We start from the raw sequence: 26,302 nt of genomic DNA, 5'->3' as shown, positions 1-26,302 counted from the left end.
GCTTATATCGACCAGCGTACAATGACACCTGATTGGGTTAAGCCGCCGCCGAAGCCATAGAGCAGGAGCAATTGGCCGGGTACTACTCGGCCTTCTCTGACTGCATCATCAAGGGCAAGCGGAATCGAGGCAGCAGACGTATTTCCATACTTCGCAATGCTGGACAAGGCTTGCTCAGATGAGAAGCCAATACGTTCACACAGAGCATCTATAATTCGCTGGTTGGCGTTATGAGGAACAAACCAGTCAATCTGTTCGACAGAATAGTTATTGTCGGTCATCAGCTCAGTGATAGCATAAGATACTTTGCTAACGACCCAGCGATACACCTCGCGTCCATTTTGGACGATGTGACCGGATGGATTCAATTCATGCGGACCGATAGCAGAGGCTAGACTGCTGCGATAGACCAGATGTCCGCCATTACCTTCCGTATCGTTGGAAGCTGCTAATATATCGCCTTCTGCTTCAGCTTCCATTAGAACAGCACCTGCACCATCACCGAATAAAATACAAGTCGTACGGTCGGTGTAGTCGGTTGCTTTGGATAAGGTTTCGGAGCCAATAACGAGTATTTTGCGATATAATCCGGACAACAGCAGACCATTGGCTAATTGAATGCCGGACGTAAAGCCGGCACATGCAGCCTGTATATCGACAGTACCGCATGCCTTCATTCCGAAATGAGCTTGTACACGAGAAGCTACACTTGGGACGAATGAATCTGGTGTGGATGTGGCTACAATAATATAATCAACGTCATCTAATGACTTGTTATAACGGGATGCAAGATCATTGGCGGCTTCTATACATAGGTCGCTTGCATATTGATTAGGCTCAGCTATACGGCGTTCTTGTATGCCAGTACGCTGTACGATCCATTCATCCGAAGTATCAACGAGCTGTTCCAGCTCTGCATTGGACAATATTCGTGCAGGTACGTAGGAGCCGATTGCTGTTATAGCGGCATTGGATTGAAAAGCAAGCTTTTTCATTCGGTTCACATCCTTATCGCATATTATTAGTACCAGATACTAACACCTGACACTAATTTACTTCGTTGTAGTGGTTTTGTCAAGCTTCCCTCCGTATAGCCTGTTCTGAAAAGGCACAGGCTATAGTGGTATTCGAAAGCCTAGACCAACTTCGAATGGAGGAATTATGGACTTATGAATAAGAAATTTATATTATTAACCGCAAGTGTAGCTTTAACAGCTGTTCTAGGTGCTGGATGCGCAAGTAATCATGGGGAGCTTGGCAATCGCAACATTCGTCAAAATGCGGTCAGATATGATGCAAATGGCAACCTGTTGAACAATGGCAACGTCAATGCACTGAACGACAGGAACAGCAATATGCTCAATAATGGGAACGGCAATGGATTGAATAATTTGAATAACTTGAATAACAAACGCTTCGCAAATGATCAAATGAACGAGATGAATCGGGTAAATGGACGACGGTTGAATAGCAATAATATTGTAGGCAGTCATAAAAATTATAAGATCGAAATGAGCGATCAAATCGCAAACAAGCTCATCAATAAGAATACGATTAAATCAGCTTATGTAATGCTGACCGACAATAACGCCTATGTAGCCGTATCCTTTGAAGATCATCATAACAAAGGGAATACAAGAGCACTCAGTCGTACCAATGGCAACTATGTAGGCAAATCCACAGCTGACCGGTATTCGAGAATGAATACATTATCTACAGGCGAGGAAGCTCTTACAGCCAAAGTTAAAGAGGATATAGCAAGAGAAGTGAAGCGAATGAACCCAAGCGTCGAGCATGTCTATGTTTCAGCCAATCCTGACTTCGTAGGCCGAATGAATAGCTACATGAATGATGTGAAGCTGGGGCATCCGATTCAAGGCTTCGTGGCAGAATTCAATGCTATGGCTGAGCGCTTATTCCCAGCCCGTGTAGATACGATTACGACTAACGATGCGCATAGAAATAGAATGCGTGGCGACATTTTCGATATGAATCGTTAATAAACGGAGCTTAGCTAAGCCGACTGCTTGCAGTCGGCTTTTTTCTTGTTCACTTGTTCGGCGTCGGCGGCTGAGGAAAATTGCGATAAGGCTGGGTGACGTGTACACTGATGCATAAGAAACTTTTATTAAAAGGGGGTCTTATCGCAGATGAATTTAACGCCAGAGCATGTACAAGCGATACTCGACTCGCATCAGCAATTTTTCCATGAGGGCAGGACTCGGGACGTTCAATTTCGTTTAGAGCAGCTTAAGAAGCTACGTGAAGCCATTGAACAGCATGAGGATGAGCTTCTCTTTGCCTTTTATAAGGATTTGCGCAAAAGTAAGTTTGAAGCCATTACAACTGAGATTGGCCTTGTTCTTAATAGTATTACCCATATAAGCAAGCATCTACGAAAATGGACAAAACGACAAAAAGTGAAAACGCCGCTTATGCTGTTTCCATCAAGAAGCTATGTTCTGAATGAGCCTTATGGGACCGTTCTTATCATCGGGCCTTTTAATTACCCGTTCCAGCTAGTGATGGAACCGCTTATTGGGGCGATTGCTGCTGGGAATTGTGCCGTATTGAAGCCATCGGAGAATACGCCTCATGTCTCGGCAGTTATTCATAAGATTATTAAAGCAGCCTTCGAGGAGAGCTATATTAGAGTCGTCGAAGGCGAACGGGAGGTTACGTCGCTTCTTACTCATGCACCTTTTGATTATTTGTTTTTCACAGGCAGTAGCCAAGTAGGCAAGCTGGTGATGGAGGCTGCTGCCAAGAATTTGGTGCCGGTCACGCTGGAGCTTGGAGGAAAGAGCCCTGTGATCGTCGATCGTACAGCTAATCTGGATTTAGCAGCGAAGCGAATTATATGGGGCAAGCTGCTCAATACCGGGCAGACCTGTGTAGCGCCCGATTATGTGTTGGCGGATGCCGCGATTAAAGATGATTTAGTTAAACGGATGAAAGAAGCCGTTGTTAGCTTTTATGGTTCAGATGCTTCCCTAAGCTCTGATTACGGCAGGATTGTTAATGAACGGCAATTTGACCGGCTTGCAGCGATGCTGGAGAAGGACAGGGAAAAGATAATATTCGGAGGGAGGATGAATAGAGAGGAGTTGTATGTAGAGCCTACACTTCTTGATGCTTCATGGGAGGATGCTGCTATGTTGGAAGAGATATTCGGCCCCCTGCTTCCGATTATGGCTTATAGTCAGCTCAATGAGGCAATCACAGCGATTAATCGTCTCCCCAAGCCATTATCCTTATATGTCTTTACAGAGAATTCAAGCGTTGAACGCGAAGTGCTGGCGCGGATATCCTTCGGCGGAGGGTGCGTGAACGAGACAGTCCAGCATGTGGCTAATCCTTACTTGCCCTTCGGCGGTGTTGGTCCCGCAGGAATCGGCGCTTACCATGGCGAGCATAGCTACCGACTGTTCTCCCATCAGAAAAGTATAATGAAAAAAAGCACCAGATTGGACATTAAGCTGTTATTCCCGCCTTATGGCGAGAAATTGAAGTGGGTTCGGCGATTTTTGAAATAGAAGTGAAATTTCATACAAGCAGGTGATTCAGATGCGATTGAATGTTAAGAAGATTTCCATCATGCTCTGCCCGTAGAAGCCTATTTCCCCTTGGAACTCCTGCGGGCTGAGCCTTTTCCCAAGGGAGCGTGATGGTAATAAAACCGTATCGAACAAACCGAAATCAAGCTATTATCCGGCACCACAGAAAGCGTATCATTCAGCGCAAAAAAGGTTTCGCCTTACATTTAGGCTGGATTGTCAAGCACCAAGGCAGCTTTGCCAAAGGAAAAATCCATTGTTCTTGTTGGTGTTGCTGCGAAAAAACAAATCGAAGGGGTTATCCCAAATCCCAACAATCAAGAATAGCGAGCTGTGAGCAGCAGCTTATGGATTTCGAATAACTAACACCAAAACAATAAAAACAAGCGATGCCATTTCGTCGGGCATCGCTTGTTTTTTCACTATGTATTGGAAGCTCAGTTTGTCGCTCATCCCCCAACTTCTGAATGAACCCGCCCATTTTCCTCACAGACAGCACCATTATAACCGCCTCTTCATACTATAATTTGACTGTATCCCTTAACCTTGTTAGACCATAAAAACCCGAGCAAGGAGGGGTGACAAACTTTGAAGGGTAGCGACCATAAGAGCAAGTTTTTATTGACGCATCGTGAACGCGAGGTATTTGAGCTGTTGGTACAGGATAAGACAACAAGAGATATTGCGCAGCAATTATTTATCAGCGAGAAAACCGTTCGCAACCATATTTCGAATGTCATGCAAAAATTAAATGTAAAAGGTCGTTCGCAAGCGGTTGTCGAGCTTATCAAGCTTGGGGAGTTACAAATTTAACATAGCGCAATTTCTCCCTGCTCGATTGTCTGGCTAATGATAATCCCCCGAAATTCCTCTCACAAGGAAATACGGGGGATTTAATTTTGCCTTATGAAGAAATTATCTGGGGGACATGCTTCTCTATATAGGTGCGCACGTCTGTAGCGCTATCGCAATGAAGTACAGCACTAGCTATTTGTTGCATTGGCTCTTGTGAGAGCGAAGAAAGTAGCGCATGTGCAGAAGGAAGTGAGCTGCTGTTCATGCTGAAGGCTGTAAGGCCAAGCCCTAGCAGAATTGGTATGGCATGAGCCGTACTTGCCATTTCGCCGCACATGCTTACGGGCTTCCCGTGGGCATGTGCAGTCTCAATAACATGCTTCACCAAGCGCAGAAGGGCAGGCTGCAGAGGATCATTCAACGCGCCAAGCTGTGCATGCAAGCGGTCTGCAGCCATCGTATATTGCAGCAGGTCATTCGCGCCAATGCTGAAGAAATCAACCTCTTGCACGAACCGATCTGTCATGATTGCCGCAGCAGGCGTTTCAATCATGATGCCTGCTGGGAGGCTTTCATTGAAGGCAATTCCCTGCTCCAACAACTCGTTTTTGGCCTCATTCAGGAGGCGCATCGCCTCTCGCCATTCGCTCATGGTGGATATTAAAGGGAACATCACCTTTATATTGCCTGTTGCACTCGCTCGGAGAATGGCGCGAAGCTGCGTTTTGAATAGGTCCGTTCTTCCTAAGGAAAGCCGAATTGCCCGGTATCCAAGGAAGGGATTATCCTCTCTGGGAAGCTGGAGCAGCGGAAGCTCTTTATCACCGCCGATATCAGCGGTACGAATAATAATCGGATGCTCTGGTCCGAATGCTGTTATGGCTTGGAGGAAGACTTGGAGCTGCTCTTCCTCTGATGGAAGCTCAGAACGATTGAAATAAAGAAACTCGGTGCGGAATAACCCAATTCCTGCGGCACCTCTTGCACTTGCTTGGCGCGCCTCAGCAGCCGATGAGACATTAGCCAGGAGCTGGATAGGGACGCCATCCATACTCTGGCATGAAGTACCTATGCCACCAGCATTGCAAGCGACTGCTTCTTGATGATGATCATATTGCTGCTTTATTTTTCGATATTCAGACAATAGCTTTTCATCTGGTCTAATAAATACCAAGCCTTCAACGCCGTCGACAATGAGGGTATCGCCTTGCTGGATGAGGTCACCTAGCGGCATGTTGAGCCCGATGACAGCCGGAATGCCGACCGAGCGGGCGATAATGGCGGAATGGGAGGTCAGGCTCCCTGCTGAAGTGATAATTCCTGCAACCAGGCTTGGATCAAGCTGAGCGGTGATGGAAGGGGAGATATCTGAAGCGGTATAGATTAGGCTGCTGCTTAATCGGCTGCCTGAGTCGTCTCCGATGCTTGACTCCCTGCGCTGCAGCTTATTCATAATTCGCTGGCTGACATCGCAAATATCAGCAGCTCTTTCCCGCAAGTAATCATTATCGAGTTGTTCTATCGCAGTTACTGCTTCGTTAGTCGTTTCTGAGAGCGCATATTCGGGTGACCAGAGCAAGGTTGCAATTCGGTCTTGGATAAGCCCGACAAATTCTTCATCCTCCAGCAGCAGGAGCTGTGTCATGACGATCTCTACCGCTACCGACTTTCCAAGGGAGTTGAGTTGCTGGGCAAGCTCGCTAAGCTCATCCGCCACTTGAGCAAGAGCAGCCTGCAGCCGCTCTTGCTCAGCGTTAATGGCTGAAGGAGGAATGGATTCATCATACACATTCTGTATGACTAGGGAAGCTTGAATGTCGGCTTGTCCAATTGCATAGCCGGGTGAAGCCGGAATTCCTTGGAGCTGCATCATTTATTGCTCCTTTTCTATATGCTGCTCGATTTCGGTTAGGATTGCTCCTACAGCTGCGATAGCTTCCGCTGCCTGCTCTCCATCGGCAGATACGGTAATGGTATCCCCGCAGGTTGCTCCTGTTGAGATAACATGGACGAAGCTGCGCGCATTATAGCTGCGGCCCTCTTTAATAAGGGTTATGGAGCATGGATAAGCTTTGGCTGCTTCCACAATTTTGCGGGCAGGTCTTGCATGAATGCCCAACGGATTCAGTATGATATAGTCGTTACGCACGTCCCGCGCTCCTCATTCCTATCGTTTATATAAGCTTGCTTATATCATCTTTAATTCGTTCGGATTTGGTGCCGAACACAATTTGGACGGCACCGCCTCCAAGACGAATAATGCCTGCTGCTCCCAAGCTCTTCAATGCTTTGTCATCAAGAGTCTGTTCGTTCAGTAACACAAGGCGAAGGCGAGTTATGCAGGCATCAATACCAGCAATATTCGAAGCACCTCCAAGGGCTGCGACAATCTGCTCAGTTACGCCGATTCCCTCTTTGTCTTCCTTGGATGTGGCTGCATCATCCGGGTCACGCCCCGGTGTCATTAGGTTAAAGGTAACGATAGCAAATCGGAACAGAAAATAATAGATGAAGGCAAACGCTAAGCCGACTGGAACAATAAGCAGAGGCTTGGTTGCAAGCTGAAAATTAATAATATAGTCGATGAAGCCTGCTGAGAAGCCGAAGCCGTGTCTCACGCCAAGCTCCATCATAATGAAGCCGGAGAAGCCCATAAGGACAGCATGGATAATATACAAGACCGGAGCGGCGAACATGAAAGCGAACTCCAGCGGCTCCGTAATTCCTGTCAAGAAAGAAGCGAATGCTATACTGAAAAATACAGAAGCGATCAGCTTTCGTTTCTCAGGTCTGGCTGTGTGAATAATAGCAAGTGCGCCTGCCGGCAGTGCGAACATCATAATAGGGAAGAACCCTGTCATGAACATGCCTGCACTTGGATCTCCTGCGAAGAATCGAGTTAGGTCGCCGTGAACAACTTTGCCTGCCTCATCTGTAAAACTGCCAATCTGGAACCAGGCAACAGAGTTCAGCATATGATGCAAGCCGAATGGAATTAACAAACGGTTCGTTATGCCAAACAGAAGGGCACCGATGCTGTTCAATCCAACTACCGTATTGCCGAATGCATCAAGCGCAATTTGGATGGGTCCCCAGATAAGGCCTAGCAGAATGGCCACTACAACCATAACAAGGGAAGTTATGATGGGCACGAATCGTTTGCCGCTGAAGAAGCCCAGCCAATCCGGGAGTTGTATTTTATGAAAGCGGTTGTATAAAAGGGAGGCAATAGACCCTACGATGATGCCGCCCATCACCCCCATATTCAACTCGGTTGAGCTTCCCAACAATTTATCGAATACGATCGGAACCTGAGCTTGTACGGTAATGAATACTTGATAGCCGATTACGGCTGCCAACGCAGCAACCGCGTCCCCTGCAAGGCCAATAGCCAGGCCAACGGCGAAGATGAGCGGAAGATGGTCGAAAATAGCCGATCCGCCAGCTTCAAGGAAGGGAGCGACGTAATGGTTGATCCAAGCGCCGAACTCCCCCATGTGAAAGTCTTTTACATAATCGATTTTTCCGAAGCGCTGCAAGAGGGCCGCCGCAGGCAGGGCAGCGACAGGAAGCATTAATGATTTGCCGACTTTCTGTAAAAAAGCGAGCATCGAAGATCGTCCTCTCTCATGAAAAGAAATGCTACCGATTTACTCTAGCAGTCAAAATAATCTCATTCCCAGCGGATACGTGGCCGCTGCCTGTTGTTATTTCGAGCAGCTTAACTTCTTCCTCATTCGCCACTACAATTGGGCAGATCGAGGAATATCCGGCTGCTTTTATTTGCTTGGCATCGAATTCTATCAGCGTTTGCCCTTTGCAGAAGCGCTCGCCTGACCGTATAAGAGGCGCGAAGGCGTCACCCTTCAAGGCGACAGTATTAATCCCGATATGGATCAACAGCTGCAGTCCGGTCTGATGCTCAAGAATGATGGCATGATGAGTATGAATCAAATGGGCAACCGTTCCGTCAAAAGGGGCGATAAGCTTTCCCTCGCTTGGATCTACTGCGATACCGTCTCCCATGTGTTTGGCAGAAAAAGCTTCATCGGGTACAAGAGCCAGCGGTATGATCGTTCCGGTAAGAGGCGAAGACACTTCTACCGTAGTTGGTTGTGTATTCCCGAATAATTTGGACAGCATGGTGTTAGGTCCTCCTTGGTTGCTAACTATATGTCTCTATGAGGTTAGGCTAGGAGCTGCTTTGTTCAGCTTCTTTTACGAGTTGTCCCACAGGTACGTTATGAATGGCCGAATAAATATGGAAGGTAAGGAAACCAACCTCGTCTTCCGGGATAGCGACTTCAAACTGCTTGCTGATTGAGTCGGCCAGATGCTCCGCAATCTCGAATTCTACAGGGAACTTCTTTCTCGTCTCGTTCAAGAACGGATTCACAATATCCATTCCGTTACGGAGCCGGAATACAGCGAATTGGATGTGGCTGGGCAGTGCGAAATACACTTTGGGATTCACATCGCAATTCATCCTGAGTTTAATCTGATTGATCGTTTGTTCTGTGATCCGAATAACCTCAGGATCAATTTCTTCTAGAAGGGCAGGGTAATGGCGCATCTGCTCCGTATCGTCCAGCCGGAACTTTTTTTCAATGCGAGGATCCTTATTGTTGATAAGCATGCCGCTTTTTAACGAGAACCCAAGACCTTTTCCGACTAATACGTATTCTCTCTCTGTCTGCGTATCAACGGTCAGTAGAACATTGTTGCCGATAATGCGATCAACCCGATAATCGCCAGCCATGATGCAACCCCTTCCTCTAATATAAGACTATCGAAATGGACAAAAAGAACCAAGAAAGAGCTCGCACTGACAGCGTCAGACGAACACTTATCTTGGCTCATGCCTTCATTCGATCAAAGTAACACGCCGAGATGGTATGTTTTCTTCCACTTAATCATAGGAAAACGTTTTCGTCAAGTCCCTATTCAGTAGCCATCCGTGCTATGGCCGAGTTCTTCAGCGATCTCCATGCCCTCATTGGCAGAAGGAGTGCCTACATGCTGGGACGCTTGCTCTTTATGCTTCAATCCTTCGGCGACGAGTCTGCCATATTCCTTATCAGCCTCGGTGAAATGCGAGATCATCGCCTGTTGAATGACCGGGCTGCAGGTTGATAAAGCATCCACCAGATTGCTGATTAACTCTTCTTTCTCCCAAGGCTCGAACTTGCGGAACGTATCCCCAGCTTGGCCAAAGTTGTTCGTCCGATCGATCGGCTCCCTGACGAGCTTGGCTTGATACTCCGGCTCATATGGCTGGCCGCTTGGCTGAGCCTCGGTTAAGCCATTAAGGGAAGAGGGCTCGTAATTGATATGGGGATTCTGTCCGGGTGCGAGATCCACGTAGAATGCCATTTGACCATCTCGTTGATTGGTTGCCACTCTCTTCTTGGGCGCATTGATTGGAAGCTGCAAGTAATTCGCGCCTACCCGATAACGCTGCGTGTCGGAGTAGGATAAGGTGCGGCCTTGGAGCATTTTGTCATCGGAGAAATCCAGTCCATCTACCAATACCCCTGTCCCGAATGAGGCTTGCTCGACCTCTGCAAAATAGTTTCCCGGATTTTTGTTCAGTACCATTTTGCCTACAGATACCATTGGGAATTGCTCGGGGTCCCACAGCTTCGTATCATCGAGCGGATCAAAGTCCAGCTCAGGATGCTCGCCATCCTCCATAATCTGCACTTGGAGCTCCCATTCGGGAAATTCACCTCGTTTGATGGTTTCATATAAATCCTGTGTTGCGTGATTAAAGTTCTTTCCTTGAATTTCTTCCGCTTCCTTCTGCGTTAAATTCCGTATGCCTTGAAGCGGCTCCCAATGATATTTGACCAGTACGGCTTGGCCCTCTGCATTGACCCACTTGTAAGTATTGACTCCTGATCCCTGCATCTGGCGGTAGTTGGCTGGAATGCCCCACGGGGAGAAGAGGAAGGTGATCATATGTGTAGATTCAGGCGAATTGGATACGAAATCGAAGAAGCGCTCCATATCCTGCATATTCGTAACGGGATCAGGCTTGAAGGCATGCACCATGTCCGGGAATTTGATTGCATCGCGAATAAAGAAGATCTTCAGATTATTGCCTACCAGATCCCAATTGCCATCCTCTGTATAAAACTTGGTAGCAAAGCCTCGCGGGTCTCGCAGTGTCTCAGGTGAATGCCCGCCGTGGATAACGCTGGAGAAGCGAACGAATACAGGTGTACGCTTTCCTTTTTCCTGGAACAGCTTGGCTCTAGTATATTTTTGAATAGGCTCGCTGCCGTAAGTGCCATACGCCTCGAAATAACCATGGGCGCCAGCCCCTCGGGCATGAACCACGCGCTCTGGAACACGCTCACGGTCAAAGTGGGTGATTTTCTCAATGAAATGATAGTTCTCCAGAGTAGAGGGACCACGATTCCCTACCGTTCTTATATTCTGATTATCCGTAACGGGGTGGCCTTGCCTTGTGGTAAGGGTATGCTCTGTTTCTCCAGGTGCGTGTCTGTTATCACGGGCATCACCGGGATTCGCAACATTTGTTCCATTGCTATCGTTAGTTGGCATATCGACTTCAATCCTCCAATATATGAAAATACAGTCATTCACTTGCGTACTATTCCACATCATATGTCTAAATATGTAATCATCTAAGCAATAGTTATTCTCTCAAAAGTAGCCCTATGGTATAATTAAGTAATTTCGGGCGCGGCTGAAGGGAATGGTGCATTCCCAGAACAGAAGGGGGATCTGTGGGAAAGGAAAGAAATTCTAATACTATTTATTCAGCGGCTATATTGTCGTTTCTCGTATTATCAGACATAATCAAAGGGACATTAAGAGATAGAGGAGCACTATAATGCAGCGCAATATGTGGTTTTTGGCGATCAGTACAATCATTGTTATTATTTTATTAAACAATACGGCTTATTACTTTTTAACAGAACGATCGCTCGAGCAAGCGCTGAGTCATGAAATGCATGCCGTTGCCAGACAAATCGAATTTTCTGTTGAACAATCCCGGTTAGGCTCGGAACGGTTCCAGGATCAGATTGGTCGAGAGCTTCGAGCTGTCTCCATAGCAGCACAATATGCACTTGATCCTGATATAGAGAAGGTGACGAATGATCAGCTCAAGGAATTGAGCAGGAAGCTTGGAGTAGAGCATATCTCCCTATTGAAGCGAACGGCTGATGATATTGTGCTATACAGGTCCTCGGATGAGAAGGAGTTGGGCAGCGGGACGAAGACATGGGACCCCTGGTATGTTGCCTTTAATCAGCTGTTCGACCAGAAGGAAGTAACCATAGAGTGGCTTGGACAAACCTTGCCGAATTTCTGGAGTGGTCCGTTCGAGGTCGCAACAACCGACGCCACCAATATTTATAAGTGGGGCTACTATCACGATGGAACGACGAATTATATTATTGATCCTTTTGTCAATTACACGATGCTGGCGGAATATGAGAAGGTGACCGGGGTCGATCGGGTTATTGAGAAATCGATTGCCAGCAATGAGTCCTTGCTTGAAGTAACGGTTATTAATCCAGAGACCTTCAATAAAGGTCCGTTTATTTCCGTTAATGCGAGTGGCGAGGAGCAAGAGCATCTGCTGCAGAAGCCGATCTTTTATGGAACCTACAATTATAAGTCAGATCGGGATAGTGACAGCGTCGAGAAAGCCTATCGTACAGGAGAAATTGTTAAGCTGAACGAAGTAGTAAACGGCAAGCATGTGCTGAAGATGTTCCTGCCTGTCTTTACTGAGGATCTGGGCATTAATATCGTGGATGAGAATGGGGAACGGATTAACAGCTATGTTCTCTCGCTCGTAACCGATTACCGAATTATTCAAGATGAATTGGATTCGCAATTTTTGGACATCGGTCTTATTATTCTTATCGTTACAGGCCTCAGCATTGCCATTGCTACCTTGGTGATGAATCATTATCGTCAGTCGAGGGAGAGGATGGTCGAGGTTACCCAGCAAACCTATGCAGAAGAAATTAACCATATGTTCCAATCCATACGCGCGCAGCGCCATGACTTCCTGAATCATGTTCAGACGATCCATTCCTTGGCGGAGCTGAATAAGTCGAAGGAGCTTGTTGCTTATACGAAGGAATTGACGGGCGAAATCAGAATCATGAACGATATCATCAATATCGGTAATCCGGCTATTGCTGCCTTAGTCCGTTCAAAAATTTCTCAAGCCGAGATCAACCGGATTCAATTCTGCTGTACCTTCAATGGCTTGAGCAGGCTGGAAATGGGCGTCAAGACACTCGATTTGAACCGAATGCTTGGTAATTTGATTGATAATGCGTTTGATGAGGTCATGAAGTATCCAGAGCAGGAACGGCAGGTTGAACTGATTGGTAATCAGATTGACGGTTATCTGGAGTTCCAGATTACGAATACTTGCTGGGGAGCCGACGAAATCGTGGATGCACCTGTATTCAATGCGGGATTCACTACCAAAGACAATAACCATAAGGGGCTTGGATTGTATATCGTCAAGTCCATATGCGACAAATATAAAGGCACCATTCAAATTGCAGCTTCAGAGACTGGCCAGCTAGCTTTCATTATTCGTATCCCTCATTATTAGTTGAAATTCATCAAGACGTTGGAATAAAGACGGCTCTCCATTACAGCAAATGGAAAGCCGTCTTTTTGTTAGGGGACATCCTTCGGTTGCGCAAACTCGATTCCGCTTGTGGTATAATTGAAAGAATGCAGATTGTACGGAAGGAAGCGGGTGAATAGCTTTGGCGAGTCTCGACAATAAGCTTCAGAAAGTACTGGAAAGCAGTATAAGTAACCATGTAGGCGACACATTGATCGAACGAGGCTGGGATTATTATCGCAAAGGCCGCGTTATGAATGTGAAGCTCACGGACGAAGATACATTGAACGGAGCCGTCCAAGGCTCTGAAATATATGCGGTCGTGCTGGATACCGACCAATTCCGATATAGCAGCTGCACCTGCCCTTATAAGGGCTATTGCAAGCATATGGCAGCTGTATATTTAGCTTATTGCAATGAGGAGGACCGGACGGGGGCTGCTTCAGAAGCTGCTTATCGCCGGCTTCTTGGTCTCGAGCCGAAGCCGGTCCAGTCGGTGACAGTCTCGGTCGCTACACCGAACCTATCCGTAGCCCAACCAGACCCTTCAGCTTCTCCGGAGCAGTGGCAGAGCTGGATGGAGGCGGAGCATGGGCAGGCTTGGCGTAATTGTCGTCATTCCCTTCATTCTTTGCAGCCTGTCCTGTCGGCTCTGAAGGGAAGCTCGAAGGACTGGGACAAAAAAGAGCAGCGCCTTCATTGGCTGAGTGTGCTGCTGTTTGTACTTGACCAAGCAGAACGCGGTATTAATACAGTAGATTCTTTCAGCCGCTATTATCATGAGATGTCCTTCATGCGAATGGCAGAGCCTTGGGTAGAGCATTATTACTCATTGGTCAAGGAGCTTGAACCAGTCGATATGGGCGAGCATGAACGGGAATGGGTGGAGCATGTTATTCGTTATGCCTATGAGAGGGCGATTAAGACGGAGCAGCAGCTATTTGACTGGCCTTCACTCTATTTGAGCCTGTGTGAGGTCATGTCGCAGGATGCAGCCTGGCATCAGAGAGAGCTTGCAGCTATGACGACGGCTGCGAAGCAATCCGCAAGTGAAGAGGTTAATCAGTCGTTTCTTCATACGGCTGCGGCTATGCTTCATTTTTTCAATAGAGATGATGCTGCGGCGCTTGCGCATTTTGGGCAAACGGACTTTCAAAAAACACAAAAGGTGATTTATCCCTGTGCCGGTCAGCGGCTGCAGGAAGGGGAATGGAAGCAGTTTGGACTGTGGATGGATTATTTGTATGAGCATATTTATCCGAATCGAAGCGTAAGGACGATCGGCGCTTTTGTGGCATTATGCAGACGTGCGGATGAAGATCACCCTGAGGAAGAACGTTGGAACCGTTATATGATGGAGCTGCTTCCTTATTCATATTCCGATCTGTCAGCTCATTGGATAACGGTCAAAAAATATGAAGAATGGGCGGACTTGCAAGTACTGATTGGAATCAAAGCAGAAGATCTTGACTTGCAAGATATCCGTGAGGTTGCAAAGGCCGCGCCTCAGGTGATGCTGCCTTTGTATCATCAGTCGATTGAAGAGTGGATCAGCTCGCGTAATCGGCAAGGCTATCGAATGGCTGTGAAACAAATGAAGAAGCTAGAGAAGCTGTACAAAGCAGATAAACAAGAGGATAAATGGAATCAATATGTCGCTGGCATTGTACAGAATAATCAGCGTTTGCGTGCATTCCAGGAAGAGCTGTGGAAAGGAAAACTCATTACATGAAAACCTATATAGGCGCTCGGACATTAGTCGTGGACGGATGGTGGACGGAAGAGGATACGGGAGATGGAGCAGTCCTGCTCACTGCTGTTGATCGTACCGAGGGGGCTGGGCGTATTAAGCAAGTGCTGTTTGCCTGGCATAAAGCGTCTTGGTATGGGACTAAGCTCGATACGATCGAGCAAGCAGACGCCAAGCTGATCAAGCTGCCGCCGCTGCTGGCTGTTGACTATTTGACCTCTCCTAAGCCTGTTCGTATGCTCCAGGTGGAGTGGACACCGCGGCTGCAGAAGCTGATGAAGACAGCTTCACTGATTCGTGAGGCGCTGCTTAATGGCTGGTTCGTGCCTGATTGGAAAGAATGGACGGAAGCAAGGCGCGCCTGGAAGCTTGAAGTGCCGCAGTCGGAGCTTGAATGGCAGCTGCAATGGGAAGAAATCATGAAGGATGAGCAAGCAGGCGGAGGGCAAAGCTTAAATAGATGGCTGAGTACGGCTGTTGAGCAAGTAATAGAAGAAAGTGATTCCGTTGATCTGGCTTGGCGCAATATTGGCGCTTCCGCTGGAGGCGAGGCCATACTAATGCGTAAGGCGTCTGATGAAGAGGAATGGTTCATCGCGTTAGGGCTGACCAAGGATACCTTCCCATTCAAGGTGGCGCTTCAATTAGTAGAGCCGGATCAAGAGCATGGCTGGCGGCTTCGCCCTGCTCTGCAGGATCGCGATGGAGGCAGCTGGCTGCCGATTAAGATAGATGAGGACAGCGGGCAGTGGATATCTGCTATAGAGGATAGCGAGGCGCTTCCTGACGATTGGATGCCTATCTTGGAGACCAAGCTGGAGAAGGAGCAAGCGAAGTGGCTGGCTGCGCTGCAAGGCTGGGAGACCGAGCAAGGCTCAGGCATTATTCGGACTTCTCTCACCGATAACGAGGCTTGGCAGTTCATGGAGCTTGCAAGCTTGCAGTTGCTTGAAGCTGGCTGTCCAGTATTGCTTCCTGGTTGGTGGGAAGCGGTTCGTTCGCGCAAGCTGAGGCTGAAGGCGAAGATGAAATCCTCGGTTGGTTCTGATTCGCAGCCGATGTTCGGGTTGGATCAGATTGTGCAATTCGATTGGAAGATGGCGCTCGGCAATATTGATTTATCGGAAGCTGAATTCATGAGTCTTGCAGAGCAGAACCGAAGGCTGATGAATATTGGTGGAGAATGGGTGCACCTAGACCCGCAGGATGTCGCACAAATACGCGACTGGATGAAGCGGGTTGGCAAGCGCAAGGGCCTATCCTTCCGTGATGTGATGGAGATGCATTTGCTGGGGGGAGCACCTCTGGAGGAGACGGAGGATGAGGCGGAGAGCTTGCGTGCAGAGGTCGAGCTGAATGAGCATCTGACGAGATGGCTGGAGCAATTGCAGCATACTTCGGAAATTCCGCTCGTGGACATACCGGAGAGTTTCCGGGGAGAGCTGCGTCCTTATCAACTGCAAGGGGTTTCCTGGCTGCTGTTCTTGCGTCGATTTGGTCTTGGCGGCGTGCTTGCCGATGATATGGGACTTGGAAAGACCATTCAGTTCATGGCTTATCTCGCTTACCTGCAAGCAAAGAGAGGGCAGCAAAATGAGCCGTCCCTTCTAATTTGCCCGACCTCCGTAATTGGCAATTGGGAGAAAGAGCTTGAGAAATTCGCTCCATCCCTCCGCGTTCATCTTCACTATGGTCCGAAACGGGAGAAGGGCGAGGCCTTCCAAGCTGTTGCAGGTGCTGTCGATCTAGTCATTACGTCCTATTCCTTAGCCCAGATCGATGAAGAGGACTTGGGGATGGTAGAGTGGGATGCATTATGCCTTGACGAAGCCCAAAATATTAAGAACGTATACACGAAGCAGTCTACAGCCATTCGCGGCCTGCCAGCACGGCATCGCATCGCACTGACCGGTACGCCGATGGAGAACCGTCTGACAGAACTATGGTCGATCTATGATTTCATAAATCCGGGCTATCTTGGAGGAATGAATGACTTCCGCAGATCGGTTGTCGCTCCTATTGAGCGGACGCGTGACGAACAAGTGATAGCTGGACTTCAACGATGGGTGAAGCCATTCATGCTTCGTCGAATTAAGAAAGACCCTGCAATTCAGTTGTCGCTGCCGGATAAAATAGAAGCGAAGACTTATATTACGCTGACAGCTGAGCAAGGGGCTATATATGAGAATATTGTATCGGACTTACTGGAGAAGCTGGATACTCTGGCACCTATGCAGCGCCGCGGGCTTATTCTCGCTTCACTAACTAGATTGAAGCAGCTATGCGACCATCCTTCCTTAATGAAAGATGATGGGGCAAAGCTATGGGAAGAGGAGCGCTCTAATAAAGTAGAGCGCTTGCTGGAAATGGCGGAGGAGATTGCTGCCGAAGGAGAAAGATGCCTGATTTTCACACAGTTTGTTGATATGGGCGAGCAGCTGAAGCAGCTGCTGGAGAAGCGGCTTGGCTTGCCTGTTCCGTACTTGCATGGCGGCGTGCCCAAAGCCAAGAGGGATGAAATGATCGATAATTTTCAGAACCCGGACGTTCCCTGCTGTGCATTTGTCCTTTCATTGAAAGCGGGAGGGACAGGACTTAATTTGACGGCGGCTAATCATGTGTTTCACTTCGATCGCTGGTGGAATCCCGCAGTAGAGAATCAAGCGACGGACAGAGCCTTCCGAATCGGGCAGACGAAGCAGGTTCAGGTTCATAAGTTCATAACGCTCGGGACGCTGGAGGAGCGAATTGACGAGATGATTGACCGCAAGCAAAATTTGAATGAGCAGGTAGTAGGGCAATCGGAGCAATGGATAACCGAGATGTCTACAGAGGAATTGAAGGAAATGTTCGCGCTTCGCAAAAACTGGCTGAAAGGATGAGGCAACGATGGCGGAGGAGCTTCGTGAAAAACTGTCCAAGGTGATGGCAGAACGGCGGTCAGGCGTTGAAGCTAGTCCTTCTGTCCCGCGAGAGCAAGCGGACCCTGTAGAAGCAATTGAACCACCAGAAGAAGCGAATGCGGAGTGGAAGGCCTTCTACGAAGAGATAAGCAACTATGTGAAAAAGATGCAGGAATAGATAGTTGGCATGCACAGGCTGATGGGAGAATTGTCCCGGATAGTCTGTGCATGTTGAATATTTATGTCGAAATAATAGAATTCTCTCCCTTTACAAGTATAATTTCGACTTCCTTCTACATAATTAACGAATTTATAATAAAGGGAAAGACCAACGAATCATTCTTGTTGAAGGAGGTCTTTATCAGAATGGGTAAAAAGCTAGTCGTTGTCGTTCTACTGATGGCGTTCGTTCTAACCCTTCTATCTTCTTGCGGGTCTGGCGAAGAGAAGAGGAAGCCGACGGAGGTTTCTGAGTTGAAGAAGGATATCACCTTGTCGCTGCGGCATACACAGATTAAAGAGACGAGCCGAACAAGGCTTGCTATTCTGGAGGATATCGTTAAGCAGACACAAGATGAGAATCCTGGGCTGGTCTTCAAGCTTGAGGGAATCGATGAGATTGTCAATCGGGATCAGAAGCTGAAGGCAGAGATGATTGCGGGAAATCCACCAGACATTTTTGAAGTATTCGGTGGGGCAGATCTTAATCTCTATGTGAAGGCTGGACGAATGCTCGATCTGACAAGCATTATTGCAGAGCTCGGCATTGAGAATCAATTCCGTAATTTGGACGAGTTCATGGTAGATGGAAAAGTATACGGGTTGCCGTTCGGAGGGTACAGCGAAGCTATTTTTTACAACAAACAGGTATTCGCTGATCTTGGTCTCTCTATTCCTTTAACCTGGGATGAGCTTATTCATGTGGCAAAGACGCTTCAAGAAGCCGGATATATGCCATTCGGCCTGGCTTCAAAGGATGGCTGGGTGAATGGGATGATGTGGAATACGATCATGGAACGCCACACCGGAATTGAAGCACTTAAGCAAGTAGTGACAGGCGAGTCCAAGTGGACGGATGAGAACTTCATCAAAGGCTTCCAGAGCTATGCGGAGCTAATTAATCAAGACTATGTAACAAAAGGCGCGCTTGGGCTGGAATATGCCGATCAAGGGGCACAGCTGCTCTCGGGGAAAGCGGCGATGGTGTTTACTGGCACATGGGATGCCAATCGCTTTACAGGAGAAGAAGCTGGTGAGATGAATGGCAAGATCGGATATTTCTCCTTCCCGTCGATTCCTGGCGGAGCAGGCGATCAAACCTCTATTAATGCTTCTTATTCGAACGGACTTGGCTTCTCCTCTAATCTGGATGAAGACAAACTCGCTATTGTGAAGAAATTTATTGCCAACTATTATCGGGAAGATGTACAAAAGCGTGCATTAGTGGAAGATAAGCTGGTTCCTTCCATGAAGCTGACCGATCTATCCGGTGTTGATCCGCTTATGTCCGAAGTATTGATGGTCATGTCATCGGCAACCTCTTCATGGCCGGCATACGACTCGATTATCGAGCCAGCTGTAGCGTATGAAGTGAACATTGGCCTGCAGCAGCTGATCGGCAAAATAAGCACGCCAGAAAAGGTAGCTGCCAAAATTCAGGCAGCACAAGATAAAGCCAATGCTAGAAATAATAAATGAGGCAGTTCATCAATCCTGCTGGACAAGAGGGTATCTTTAGTAGGCTGCCCTCTTTCGCTGTGAGCTAGAAAAGACTGACCAGAAGGAGGAGTTTTGCACAAGACGCTTCGAGAGCCGTTGGTTTATATTGCATTTTTGCTGCCAACGCTTGCTTTATATGTTTTATTTTCCGTGTATCCCGTTGTGGTCTCCTTTACTTACGGCTTGTATCAATGGGATGGCATTACTGCAAAGCTATTTATCGGTTTGGACAATTTCGTCAGGCTTTGGAAGGATGAAGTGTTTCTGAAAGCCATGGCAAATAATTTCTATTTTATGGCGTTTTCCTTATTTGTGAACATTCCGATCGTTTTTGTGATGGCTATTCTGATTAGCAAGGTGAACCGATTGCGCCAGTTTTATAAGTCGGCTGTATTTGTTCCCGTTCTTGTCTCGACAGCGACAGCCGCTCTATTGTTTAGTGTTCTATATAATTATGATGCAGGCTTGATCAATCAGATGATTCGTCTTATTGCGCCTGAAAGCTGGGCTAGAGAATGGCTGTCGGACCCGAAGCTTGCTATGCTGTCCATTCTGATCGTGAATGCTTGGCAAAATATCGGTTTTTTTATCGTATTAGCCTTGGCAGCAATTTTTAATATCCCCAAGGAAGTCGTGGAAGCAGCGCGAATTGATGGGGTGAACGGCTGGACGGAAGCTAGGAACATTACACTCCCTCTTACCATGCCAACGCTCTTCGTCATGCTGCTCTTAACGGTATCGGGAACGATGAGGGTTGTCGACATTGTACAGATCATGACGGGCGGAGGTCCCTATCAAACTACCGAGGTTATGTCCACTTATATGATGAAGGTAGGCTTTAACTTCATGGAGCTGGGCTATGGAAGTGCGATTGGTTCAACGATGTTCCTCCTCATTCTAGTGCTTACAGGAATATTGCATTTGATGATGAGGGGTCGTAATAAGGGGTTGCCTTCATGAATACGACGCGGATTGCTCGAATAGGGAGACATCTGACCCTTTTTCTCTACGTTGGCATTACGTTGTTCCCGCTTATATGGCTGTTTCTGTCCTCCTTCAAGTCCAATAGGGAAATTACAGTGGATACATGGGCGTTGCCAAGCCAGTTTTCCTTCTCTAATTACAAGGCGGCATGGGAATCCGCTCATTTTGATCTTTATGTGCTGAATAGCTTATATGTAACGACTATAGCTTGTTCTTTAACATTGGCATTAGCTGCCATGAGCGCTTTTGCGCTAACGCAGATGAGATTCTCCCGGTTGAATAAATGGATCTATCCCTTTATTCTCATCGGTTTGCTTGTTCCGCCTGTTGCTTCGTTCATCCCGCTCTACCATTTGATCCAACAATTAAATATTGGCGGAATCCAATTGTATGATTCGCATTTGGGATTAATTCTGGTATACTGCACCTATGCCCTGCCAATTTCCGTATTTATCCTGCATGCCTTCATGTTATCGATACCTCGAGAACTCATAGAAGCAGGTGTTATGGATGGTTTAAAAGCAGTGGGGATATTCATGAAAGTCGTACTTCCGATTACGCTTCCAGTGCTGGTCACGGTAACGATTCTGAATTTTATAAACAACTGGAATGAATATATTTTATCCCAACTCTTTATTGCATCGGATTCCCTTCGGACATTGCCAACGGGAATGGCGCTTTTCAATGATGGATACAGCACGAATATTGCATCATTGTCGGCTGCAGTTATTATGAGCATTATACCGGTACTGCTTGTCTATGTAATCCTGCAGCGCCAGATAATCGAAGGCCTGACAGCGGGAAGCGTTAAGGGCTGATGACAGGTGGAAGGAGCCCGTTAGCAGATGAACTTGAGACCAAAGCTGATGCTTGCCTTTATTTGCCTGATCGTGGTTCCTATGATCGGACTGGGCATCGTATCTTTTCTTAATTCGGAAGCATTGCTTGAGAAAAAATATAGCGAGCAAACGGAAATTTCCCTCAAGGCAGTAGGGGGGAATATCAAGTACTTCTTCAAAGAGCTCGATCAATTGTCTGATGGCAATCTGACGAGCACAGAAGTCCAAGATACGTTGAAATACAGCATGTATCCTAGAGATGATGCGACTCTGATTGCGATCAATCAGGCAGAACTAGAGATGAAACGAATCTTATTCCAGCATCCGGCTGTTAGTTATGTGGTGTTATATGCGTTCGATGGAACGATGTTCCGTGCCTTTCGCAATGACCCGACGACCTTCCGCCCGATGACATTTGAGGATTTGCAGGCACAGCCCCTCTACAAAGAGGTGATGGAGCTTGGAGGCAGACCCGAATGGATCGGACCTTACGAGCACCAAGAATTGACGGGTGTCGAACCGCCTTTGTTCACACAGATGCGTCTGGTTAAGGATTCGCAGAAGTTCAATGATCTTGGAATTATGATTACCCAGTACAAGACAGAAGAGGTCCAAACCATACTTACGACCTTCCTGAATCCTGCAGCAGAGGAGTCGGATTCTCGCTATGTAATCGTTAACCGTGAGGGTCTTATCCTGATGGACAGCCACAAAGCCATTGAGGGTCAGCAGATCGGCAATTATACCTCGGTTAACCCGCAGCTTACCGAGCAGTATTCGAGTGAGAGGCTGAAGTTTAATGGTTCAGACAGTCTGGTCTCCTCTTATAATATGGATCTTAATGGCTGGGTTCTAGTATCGGTGAAGTCATGGAATTCCTTGACGAATGAGAATGTACGCTTCGTACAATGGATCGGTATGATTACGTTGCTTTGTGTTTTGTCCGCTATTCTATTCAATGTATTCTTCGTCAATCGGGTCGCCAAAACCATTGTAAGAGTCGTTCGCAAGATGAAGCTTGTTGAGCAAGGGATGCTTGACATAAGAGTAGAGACCTATGGCAAAGGGAAAGATGAGACGATTCTGCTGGCTAATAGCTTCAATAGTATGATCGAACGAATAGGCGAGCTGCTTAATGAGGTAAGAACAGAGCAGGAGCGCAAGCAGCATGCAGAGATGATGCTGATGCAAGCACAGATTAAACCGCACTTCTTGTTCAACACATTAGAATCTATTAACGCGCTGGCTGCTCAGAATGAGGGCCGCAAAATTATGCTGATGGTTCGCAGGCTTAGCAATTTGCTCCGTACAAGCATGCATGATTCAGAGGAAATCGTTATCGCGCAAGAAATTGATCACGTTCGGAGCTATCTGGAAATTCAGAAGTATCGCTTCGAGGATCTGTTCTCCTATGAATTGAATGTCTCAGAGGAAGCGCTGCCTTATACGATTCTGAAGCTAACGCTTCAGCCGCTCGTTGAGAACAGCATTCAGCATGGATTTGAAGGATTCGAAGATGGAAAAGGTGTAATTCAAATTGATGTAACGGTGGAGGATCATCAGATTGTTATTATGGTAAGCGACAATGGTGCTGGCATGAATGAGCAGACACTATTGAAGTTCGCTGAGCGGGAGCCTAAATTAGGCAAGCGTCCTAATGCAGCCGAGCTGGGGGAGAGACGCGGGCTTGGGCTTCGTAATGTAGCAGATCGCCTTCGTATTCATTACGGGCCATCTTATGGATTATGGATATGCAGCGCGGAAGGCCATGGTACGATAATTCGCTGCACGATTCCCAAAGGCAGAGGTGGTGAATGAACATGAAGGGGAAAGTGCTTCTAGTAGATGATGAACCGCATATTACAAGAAATTTAGAGAAGGTCATTCCTTGGGAAATGCTAGGCCTTGATGTTGCGGGCACAGCAAGAAACGGTATAGAGGCGCTGGAGCGAATTGAGACGGAACGGTTCGATCTCATATTATGCGATATTCGGATGCCTCTGATGGATGGACTGGAGTTGGTCCGTCATATACGTGAAAAAGGCAAGGAATGCGATATTATTATGCTCTCGGGCTATCAAGATTTTGCCTACACGCGAGCGGCTATCCAATACGGCGTTCAGGATTATGTGCTCAAGCCAATTCCCTACGATGAATTAACGGGTGTTATTGCCCGGGTAATGGCGAATCAAAGGGAGAAGCAAAAGCTGCAAAACGAGGAACAGCAAAAGCTGGGGCGTATGATCGATCTAGCGAGCGAGAAAATCTTGTTTGATATTCTGATGGATTATACGGAAGTGTCGGGTCAGCATTGGCTCATTGCGGGTGACGAGCAGCAGCTTAAGGAGCAGCAGTATGTATTGATTGTCCTTGATCTGGATGTCAGCTCGGAGCGAACCAAGGATTGGCGGGAGTGGTCGGACAAAGAGCGTAAGCTGTGGAACTTCGCTGTCTGCAATGTCCTGCGTGAGAAGCTTCAGCAGAATGGTCTTCTCCATGCCGTCATACAAATAAGGGATGGCGAATGGTGTGTTCTGATCGAATGCAATAAATCACAGCCCTATGATCTGGAGAAAATAAAGGGTTGGGCAGATATGTTGTTGACTGCTGTGAAAAGTCATGTCAAGCTGTCACTATACGCTGGAATTTACCATGAATATGCAGCAGTTACAGCTTTATCTCAGGCTTATAAGCATGTACAGCAAGGAATGCAGCTTGCGCCCAATCAAGAACCGATTACGGTATATCCTGTTCGTTCTTCTGGTTCGTCAAGGGAAGATCAGGCTTTCTGGGATACTTCAGAGAGATTGATCGGGGCTGTGAAGCGCGGCGACAGTGCCATTGTTGATGAAGAACTGAAAAGAATGACTTCGCAGCTGCAGCGATTGAACGAGCCATCGGTTGGGCGATTTAAGCCGATGCTTCATTTCTTTGTCCTTAACCTAATAAGGGAAACGAAGGAAATGGGCATTTTTTCGAGAGAACAAGAAGATTTGTTGTGGAAGAAGCTTGATCGTCGCTTCGGCATTAAGGATCTGCTGTCAGTTATTAGGCAGGTAACGCAAGCCGTAGCGGAGAAATCGACAGATAAGAAGAAGCAATCTGAACGCTCGATGTCCGAGGCAAAGTCTTTTCTAGACCGGAACCTATATCGGGATTTAAGCGTAGAGGAAGCAGCCACTCATGTAGGGCTGAGCACTTCTTATTTCAGCCTTTTGTTCAAGCAGACCTTCAATGAAACGTTCATCGAATATGTAACGCGTCAGCGAATGGAGAAAGCCAAAATGATGCTAGCTACTACGCCTAAGAGCATTGCTCAAATTGCGAAGGAAGTCGGCTACGCAGAACGCAGGTATTTCACCAAGGTGTTCATGAAGTATACGGGCGAGAATCCAACCGACTTCAGGACAAAGCATCAACAGGATGACACGAGCAACAGGCTTAACTAAGGACACATACTAGAATTTTTAAGGGAGAGGGATTTATCGTGGGAGAGAACAAGGCATGGTTAAACTGGTCAATTAAAGAAAAGGTAGCACAGTTATTCGTATTTGGTTTTCATGGCTATGAGCCAACGGAAGAGATTACACAATTGATTAAAAACTATGGCTTGGGCGGTACGATTTATTTCACCCGCAACGTTAAGGATGCGCAGCAAGTGCATCAACTATCGAACACATTGAAGAACGTTACGGAATCTGCTGGGCGCCCAGGTCTGATCGTTGCTATCGACCAAGAAGGCGGCATGGTTGCCCGTATCGTTGATGGCGTAACGCTTATGCCAGGCAATATGGCGATTGGTGCTACGGCTTCTACTGATGCAGCGCAAGAAACAGCTCGCATTTGTGGGGAAGAGCTACGTCTTCTTGGCGTGAACATGAACTATGCGCCATGTCTTGATGTCAACAACAACCCGGACAATCCGGTTATTAACGTACGTTCATACAGCGATCGTTCCGATGTGGTCGGCGAACTGGGAACAGCGGCTGTTCTTGGCTATCAAGCTTCTAAGGTTGCAGCTACAGTCAAGCATTTCCCTGGACATGGAGATACTGCGGTTGATTCGCATCATGCTCTGCCAATCATCAATCATGGCCGTGAGCGTCTGGATGCAATTGAGCTTGTTCCTTTCCGTGCCGCTATTAAGGCTGGAACGGCAGCGATTATGACTGCCCATGTCTGCTTGCCTGCTATTGAGCCATCAGGCAGACCATCGACCTTGTCGCATAATGTATTGACGGGCCTATTGCGTGAAGAGCTTGGCTACAACGGTGTTATCGTAACGGATTGCATGGAGATGGATGCCATCGACAAAAACTATGGACCGGAAAAGGGCTCGATTCTTGCCATTCAATCCGGTGCTGACATGGTTCTCGTCAGCCATACGATTGAAAAGCAGCTTGCTGCCCTTGAGGCTGTTATCGCTGCTGTAGAGAGCGGCGAGCTGTCGGAAGAGCGGATTAATGAATCCGTTGAGCGTGTTATGCGCTTGAAATCCGACTTCGAGGTAGATGCGCCATTGACTGCATGGGAAGATGTAGAAACTAAGATCGGAACAGAATCAAATAAAGCGGCAGCTCGCAAGTGGAGTGAAGCATCTGTAACGCTCGTTAAGAATGAGGGTGGCTTGCTGCCATTGAAGCGCGATGTTAGAACACTTGTATTGTGGCCAGAAATTAAGCCGGTATCGGTTGCTGATGAGATGCTGTCCAGCGATGGTTCTCTGGGCGACTACCTGCAAGGACGTCTGGATGCGGTTGAAGAGCGCAGCATGAACGGCAGCGATCCATTGGCAGATCTGGAAGCGTTCGAGCAAATTATTGTCGTAACTTATGATGCGACGAAGCACCCGATTGAAGCGGATATTGCAAAGCAGGTAGTAGAGCGTGCAGGTGACCGTACTGTTGCCCTGTCCGTTCGCAATCCGCTTGATTTGAATATTTATCCGGATGTGAAGGCTTACCTAGCTGTATATGAATGCCGTCCATTGGCATTGAATTCCGCTGCGAAAGTATTGGTCGGCGAACTGGAGCCATCCGGTCAGCTTCCTTTGGAACTGTCTGCGGCTTATCCATTTGGCTGGAAAGCTTAATAGAAAAGTGCAATAGAGAAGAGGCTGCCCT

Annotated in this window: 20 protein-coding genes; 13 read left to right on the top strand and 7 right to left on the bottom strand. The window is 47.4% G+C overall.

Annotated elements, in window-relative coordinates; translation table 11 throughout:
* Positions 1-2: 2 nt before the first annotated feature.
* Positions 3-995 carry a ketoacyl-ACP synthase III gene (locus AC50YO_RS17255; protein WP_494849255.1) on the bottom strand — a complete coding sequence of 331 codons (993 nt, stop codon included), beginning with the start codon at positions 993-995 and terminating at the stop codon, positions 3-5.
* 174 nt (positions 996-1,169) lie between these two features.
* Here AC50YO_RS17255 and AC50YO_RS17250 point away from each other — a divergent pair, with 174 nt between their 5' ends.
* The 3 genes from AC50YO_RS17250 to AC50YO_RS17240 all read left to right on the top strand — a co-directional run bounded on the left by AC50YO_RS17250 (position 1,170) and on the right by AC50YO_RS17240 (position 4,370).
* Positions 1,170-2,000, top strand: a complete 831-nt coding sequence (locus tag AC50YO_RS17250) for a YhcN/YlaJ family sporulation lipoprotein (RefSeq protein ID WP_494849038.1) — start codon at positions 1,170-1,172, stop codon at positions 1,998-2,000.
* A gap of 150 nt (positions 2,001-2,150) precedes the next feature.
* Positions 2,151-3,536 carry an aldehyde dehydrogenase gene (locus AC50YO_RS17245; RefSeq protein ID WP_494849037.1) on the top strand — a complete coding sequence of 462 codons (1,386 nt, stop codon included), beginning with the start codon at positions 2,151-2,153 and terminating at the stop codon, positions 3,534-3,536.
* Positions 3,537-4,145: 609 nt separating this feature from the next.
* Positions 4,146-4,370 (top strand): helix-turn-helix domain-containing protein, encoded by a 225-nt coding sequence (locus tag AC50YO_RS17240; RefSeq protein ID WP_006040330.1) that lies wholly within the window; start codon positions 4,146-4,148, stop codon positions 4,368-4,370.
* Between the two features lie 91 nt (positions 4,371-4,461).
* Here AC50YO_RS17240 and ptsP read toward each other — a convergent pair whose 3' ends face one another.
* From ptsP to AC50YO_RS17210, 6 genes are all read right to left on the bottom strand, one after another.
* A complete protein-coding gene (gene ptsP, locus AC50YO_RS17235) occupies positions 4,462-6,225 on the bottom strand; it encodes a phosphoenolpyruvate--protein phosphotransferase (protein ID WP_494849035.1) in 1,764 nt (587 codons plus the stop codon).
* Positions 6,226-6,501 (bottom strand): HPr family phosphocarrier protein, encoded by a 276-nt coding sequence (locus tag AC50YO_RS17230; RefSeq protein ID WP_494849034.1) that lies wholly within the window; start codon positions 6,499-6,501, stop codon positions 6,226-6,228.
* Positions 6,502-6,526: 25 nt separating this feature from the next.
* Entirely contained in the window at positions 6,527-7,963 is a 1,437-nt protein-coding gene (locus tag AC50YO_RS17225) for a PTS transporter subunit EIIC (RefSeq protein WP_494849032.1), read from the bottom strand.
* A 31-nt stretch (positions 7,964-7,994) separates the two neighbouring features.
* Positions 7,995-8,495, bottom strand: a complete 501-nt coding sequence (locus AC50YO_RS17220; protein ID WP_494849031.1) for a PTS sugar transporter subunit IIA — start codon at positions 8,493-8,495, stop codon at positions 7,995-7,997.
* 49 nt (positions 8,496-8,544) lie between these two features.
* Positions 8,545-9,111: a PRD domain-containing protein gene (locus AC50YO_RS17215; RefSeq protein ID WP_494849028.1), complete on the bottom strand. Its 567-nt coding sequence runs from the start codon at positions 9,109-9,111 to the stop codon at positions 8,545-8,547.
* Between the two features lie 185 nt (positions 9,112-9,296).
* A complete protein-coding gene (locus AC50YO_RS17210; RefSeq protein WP_494849025.1) occupies positions 9,297-10,922 on the bottom strand; it encodes a catalase in 1,626 nt (541 codons plus the stop codon).
* Between the two features lie 292 nt (positions 10,923-11,214).
* Here AC50YO_RS17210 and AC50YO_RS17205 point away from each other — a divergent pair, with 292 nt between their 5' ends.
* The 10 genes from AC50YO_RS17205 to AC50YO_RS17160 all read left to right on the top strand — a co-directional run bounded on the left by AC50YO_RS17205 (position 11,215) and on the right by AC50YO_RS17160 (position 26,271).
* Positions 11,215-12,966, top strand: a complete 1,752-nt coding sequence (locus AC50YO_RS17205) for a sensor histidine kinase (protein ID WP_494849022.1) — start codon at positions 11,215-11,217, stop codon at positions 12,964-12,966.
* A gap of 160 nt (positions 12,967-13,126) precedes the next feature.
* On the top strand, positions 13,127-14,716 hold the full coding sequence (locus AC50YO_RS17200; RefSeq protein WP_494849018.1) for an SWIM zinc finger family protein: 1,590 nt from the start codon (positions 13,127-13,129) through the stop codon (positions 14,714-14,716).
* Entirely contained in the window at positions 14,713-17,616 is a 2,904-nt protein-coding gene (locus AC50YO_RS17195; RefSeq protein WP_494849016.1) for a DEAD/DEAH box helicase, read from the top strand. Before AC50YO_RS17200 ends, AC50YO_RS17195 begins: the two co-directional genes overlap by 4 nt.
* Before the next feature lie 7 nt (positions 17,617-17,623).
* Positions 17,624-17,815: a hypothetical protein gene (locus AC50YO_RS17190; protein WP_494849014.1), complete on the top strand. Its 192-nt coding sequence runs from the start codon at positions 17,624-17,626 to the stop codon at positions 17,813-17,815.
* A 188-nt stretch (positions 17,816-18,003) separates the two neighbouring features.
* Complete coding sequence (locus tag AC50YO_RS17185; protein ID WP_494849013.1) at positions 18,004-19,335, top strand: extracellular solute-binding protein; 1,332 nt, start codon at positions 18,004-18,006, stop codon at positions 19,333-19,335.
* Between the two features lie 93 nt (positions 19,336-19,428).
* Entirely contained in the window at positions 19,429-20,316 is an 888-nt protein-coding gene (locus tag AC50YO_RS17180; protein WP_494849010.1) for a carbohydrate ABC transporter permease, read from the top strand.
* Positions 20,313-21,158: a carbohydrate ABC transporter permease gene (locus tag AC50YO_RS17175; protein WP_494849008.1), complete on the top strand. Its 846-nt coding sequence runs from the start codon at positions 20,313-20,315 to the stop codon at positions 21,156-21,158. Before AC50YO_RS17180 ends, AC50YO_RS17175 begins: the two co-directional genes overlap by 4 nt.
* Positions 21,159-21,185: 27 nt before the next feature.
* Entirely contained in the window at positions 21,186-22,997 is a 1,812-nt protein-coding gene (locus AC50YO_RS17170) for a cache domain-containing sensor histidine kinase (RefSeq protein WP_494849006.1), read from the top strand.
* A 2-nt stretch (positions 22,998-22,999) separates the two neighbouring features.
* The gene (locus tag AC50YO_RS17165) at positions 23,000-24,628 is read left to right on the top strand and encodes a response regulator transcription factor (RefSeq protein WP_494849004.1); all 1,629 of its coding nucleotides are present in this window, start codon (positions 23,000-23,002) and stop codon (positions 24,626-24,628) included.
* Between the two features lie 38 nt (positions 24,629-24,666).
* Positions 24,667-26,271: a glycoside hydrolase family 3 protein gene (locus AC50YO_RS17160; protein ID WP_494849003.1), complete on the top strand. Its 1,605-nt coding sequence runs from the start codon at positions 24,667-24,669 to the stop codon at positions 26,269-26,271.
* Positions 26,272-26,302: the final 31 nt, after the last annotated feature.

This window comes from Paenibacillus sp. J22P59 (assembly GCF_059383895.1).
This window is presented reverse-complemented; position numbering and strand designations above follow the sequence as displayed.

What these genes read in the sequence shown, in the direction of transcription:
- AC50YO_RS17255 (WP_494849255.1), bottom strand. Translation starts at nt 995, where the DNA reads ATGAAAAAGCTTGCTTTTCAATCCAATGCCGCTATAACAGCAATCGGC.
- AC50YO_RS17250 (WP_494849038.1), top strand. Translation starts at nt 1,170, where the DNA reads ATGAATAAGAAATTTATATTATTAACCGCAAGTGTAGCTTTAACAGCT.
- AC50YO_RS17245 (WP_494849037.1), top strand. Translation starts at nt 2,151, where the DNA reads ATGAATTTAACGCCAGAGCATGTACAAGCGATACTCGACTCGCATCAG.
- ptsP (WP_494849035.1), bottom strand. Translation starts at nt 6,225, where the DNA reads ATGATGCAGCTCCAAGGAATTCCGGCTTCACCCGGCTATGCAATTGGA.
- AC50YO_RS17225 (WP_494849032.1), bottom strand. Translation starts at nt 7,963, where the DNA reads ATGCTCGCTTTTTTACAGAAAGTCGGCAAATCATTAATGCTTCCTGTC.
- AC50YO_RS17220 (WP_494849031.1), bottom strand. Translation starts at nt 8,495, where the DNA reads ATGCTGTCCAAATTATTCGGGAATACACAACCAACTACGGTAGAAGTG.
- AC50YO_RS17215 (WP_494849028.1), bottom strand. Translation starts at nt 9,111, where the DNA reads ATGGCTGGCGATTATCGGGTTGATCGCATTATCGGCAACAATGTTCTA.
- AC50YO_RS17210 (WP_494849025.1), bottom strand. Translation starts at nt 10,922, where the DNA reads ATGCCAACTAACGATAGCAATGGAACAAATGTTGCGAATCCCGGTGAT.
- AC50YO_RS17205 (WP_494849022.1), top strand. Translation starts at nt 11,215, where the DNA reads ATGCAGCGCAATATGTGGTTTTTGGCGATCAGTACAATCATTGTTATT.
- AC50YO_RS17195 (WP_494849016.1), top strand. Translation starts at nt 14,713, where the DNA reads ATGAAAACCTATATAGGCGCTCGGACATTAGTCGTGGACGGATGGTGG.
- AC50YO_RS17190 (WP_494849014.1), top strand. Translation starts at nt 17,624, where the DNA reads ATGGCGGAGGAGCTTCGTGAAAAACTGTCCAAGGTGATGGCAGAACGG.
- AC50YO_RS17185 (WP_494849013.1), top strand. Translation starts at nt 18,004, where the DNA reads ATGGGTAAAAAGCTAGTCGTTGTCGTTCTACTGATGGCGTTCGTTCTA.
- AC50YO_RS17175 (WP_494849008.1), top strand. Translation starts at nt 20,313, where the DNA reads ATGAATACGACGCGGATTGCTCGAATAGGGAGACATCTGACCCTTTTT.
- AC50YO_RS17170 (WP_494849006.1), top strand. Translation starts at nt 21,186, where the DNA reads ATGAACTTGAGACCAAAGCTGATGCTTGCCTTTATTTGCCTGATCGTG.
- AC50YO_RS17165 (WP_494849004.1), top strand. Translation starts at nt 23,000, where the DNA reads ATGAAGGGGAAAGTGCTTCTAGTAGATGATGAACCGCATATTACAAGA.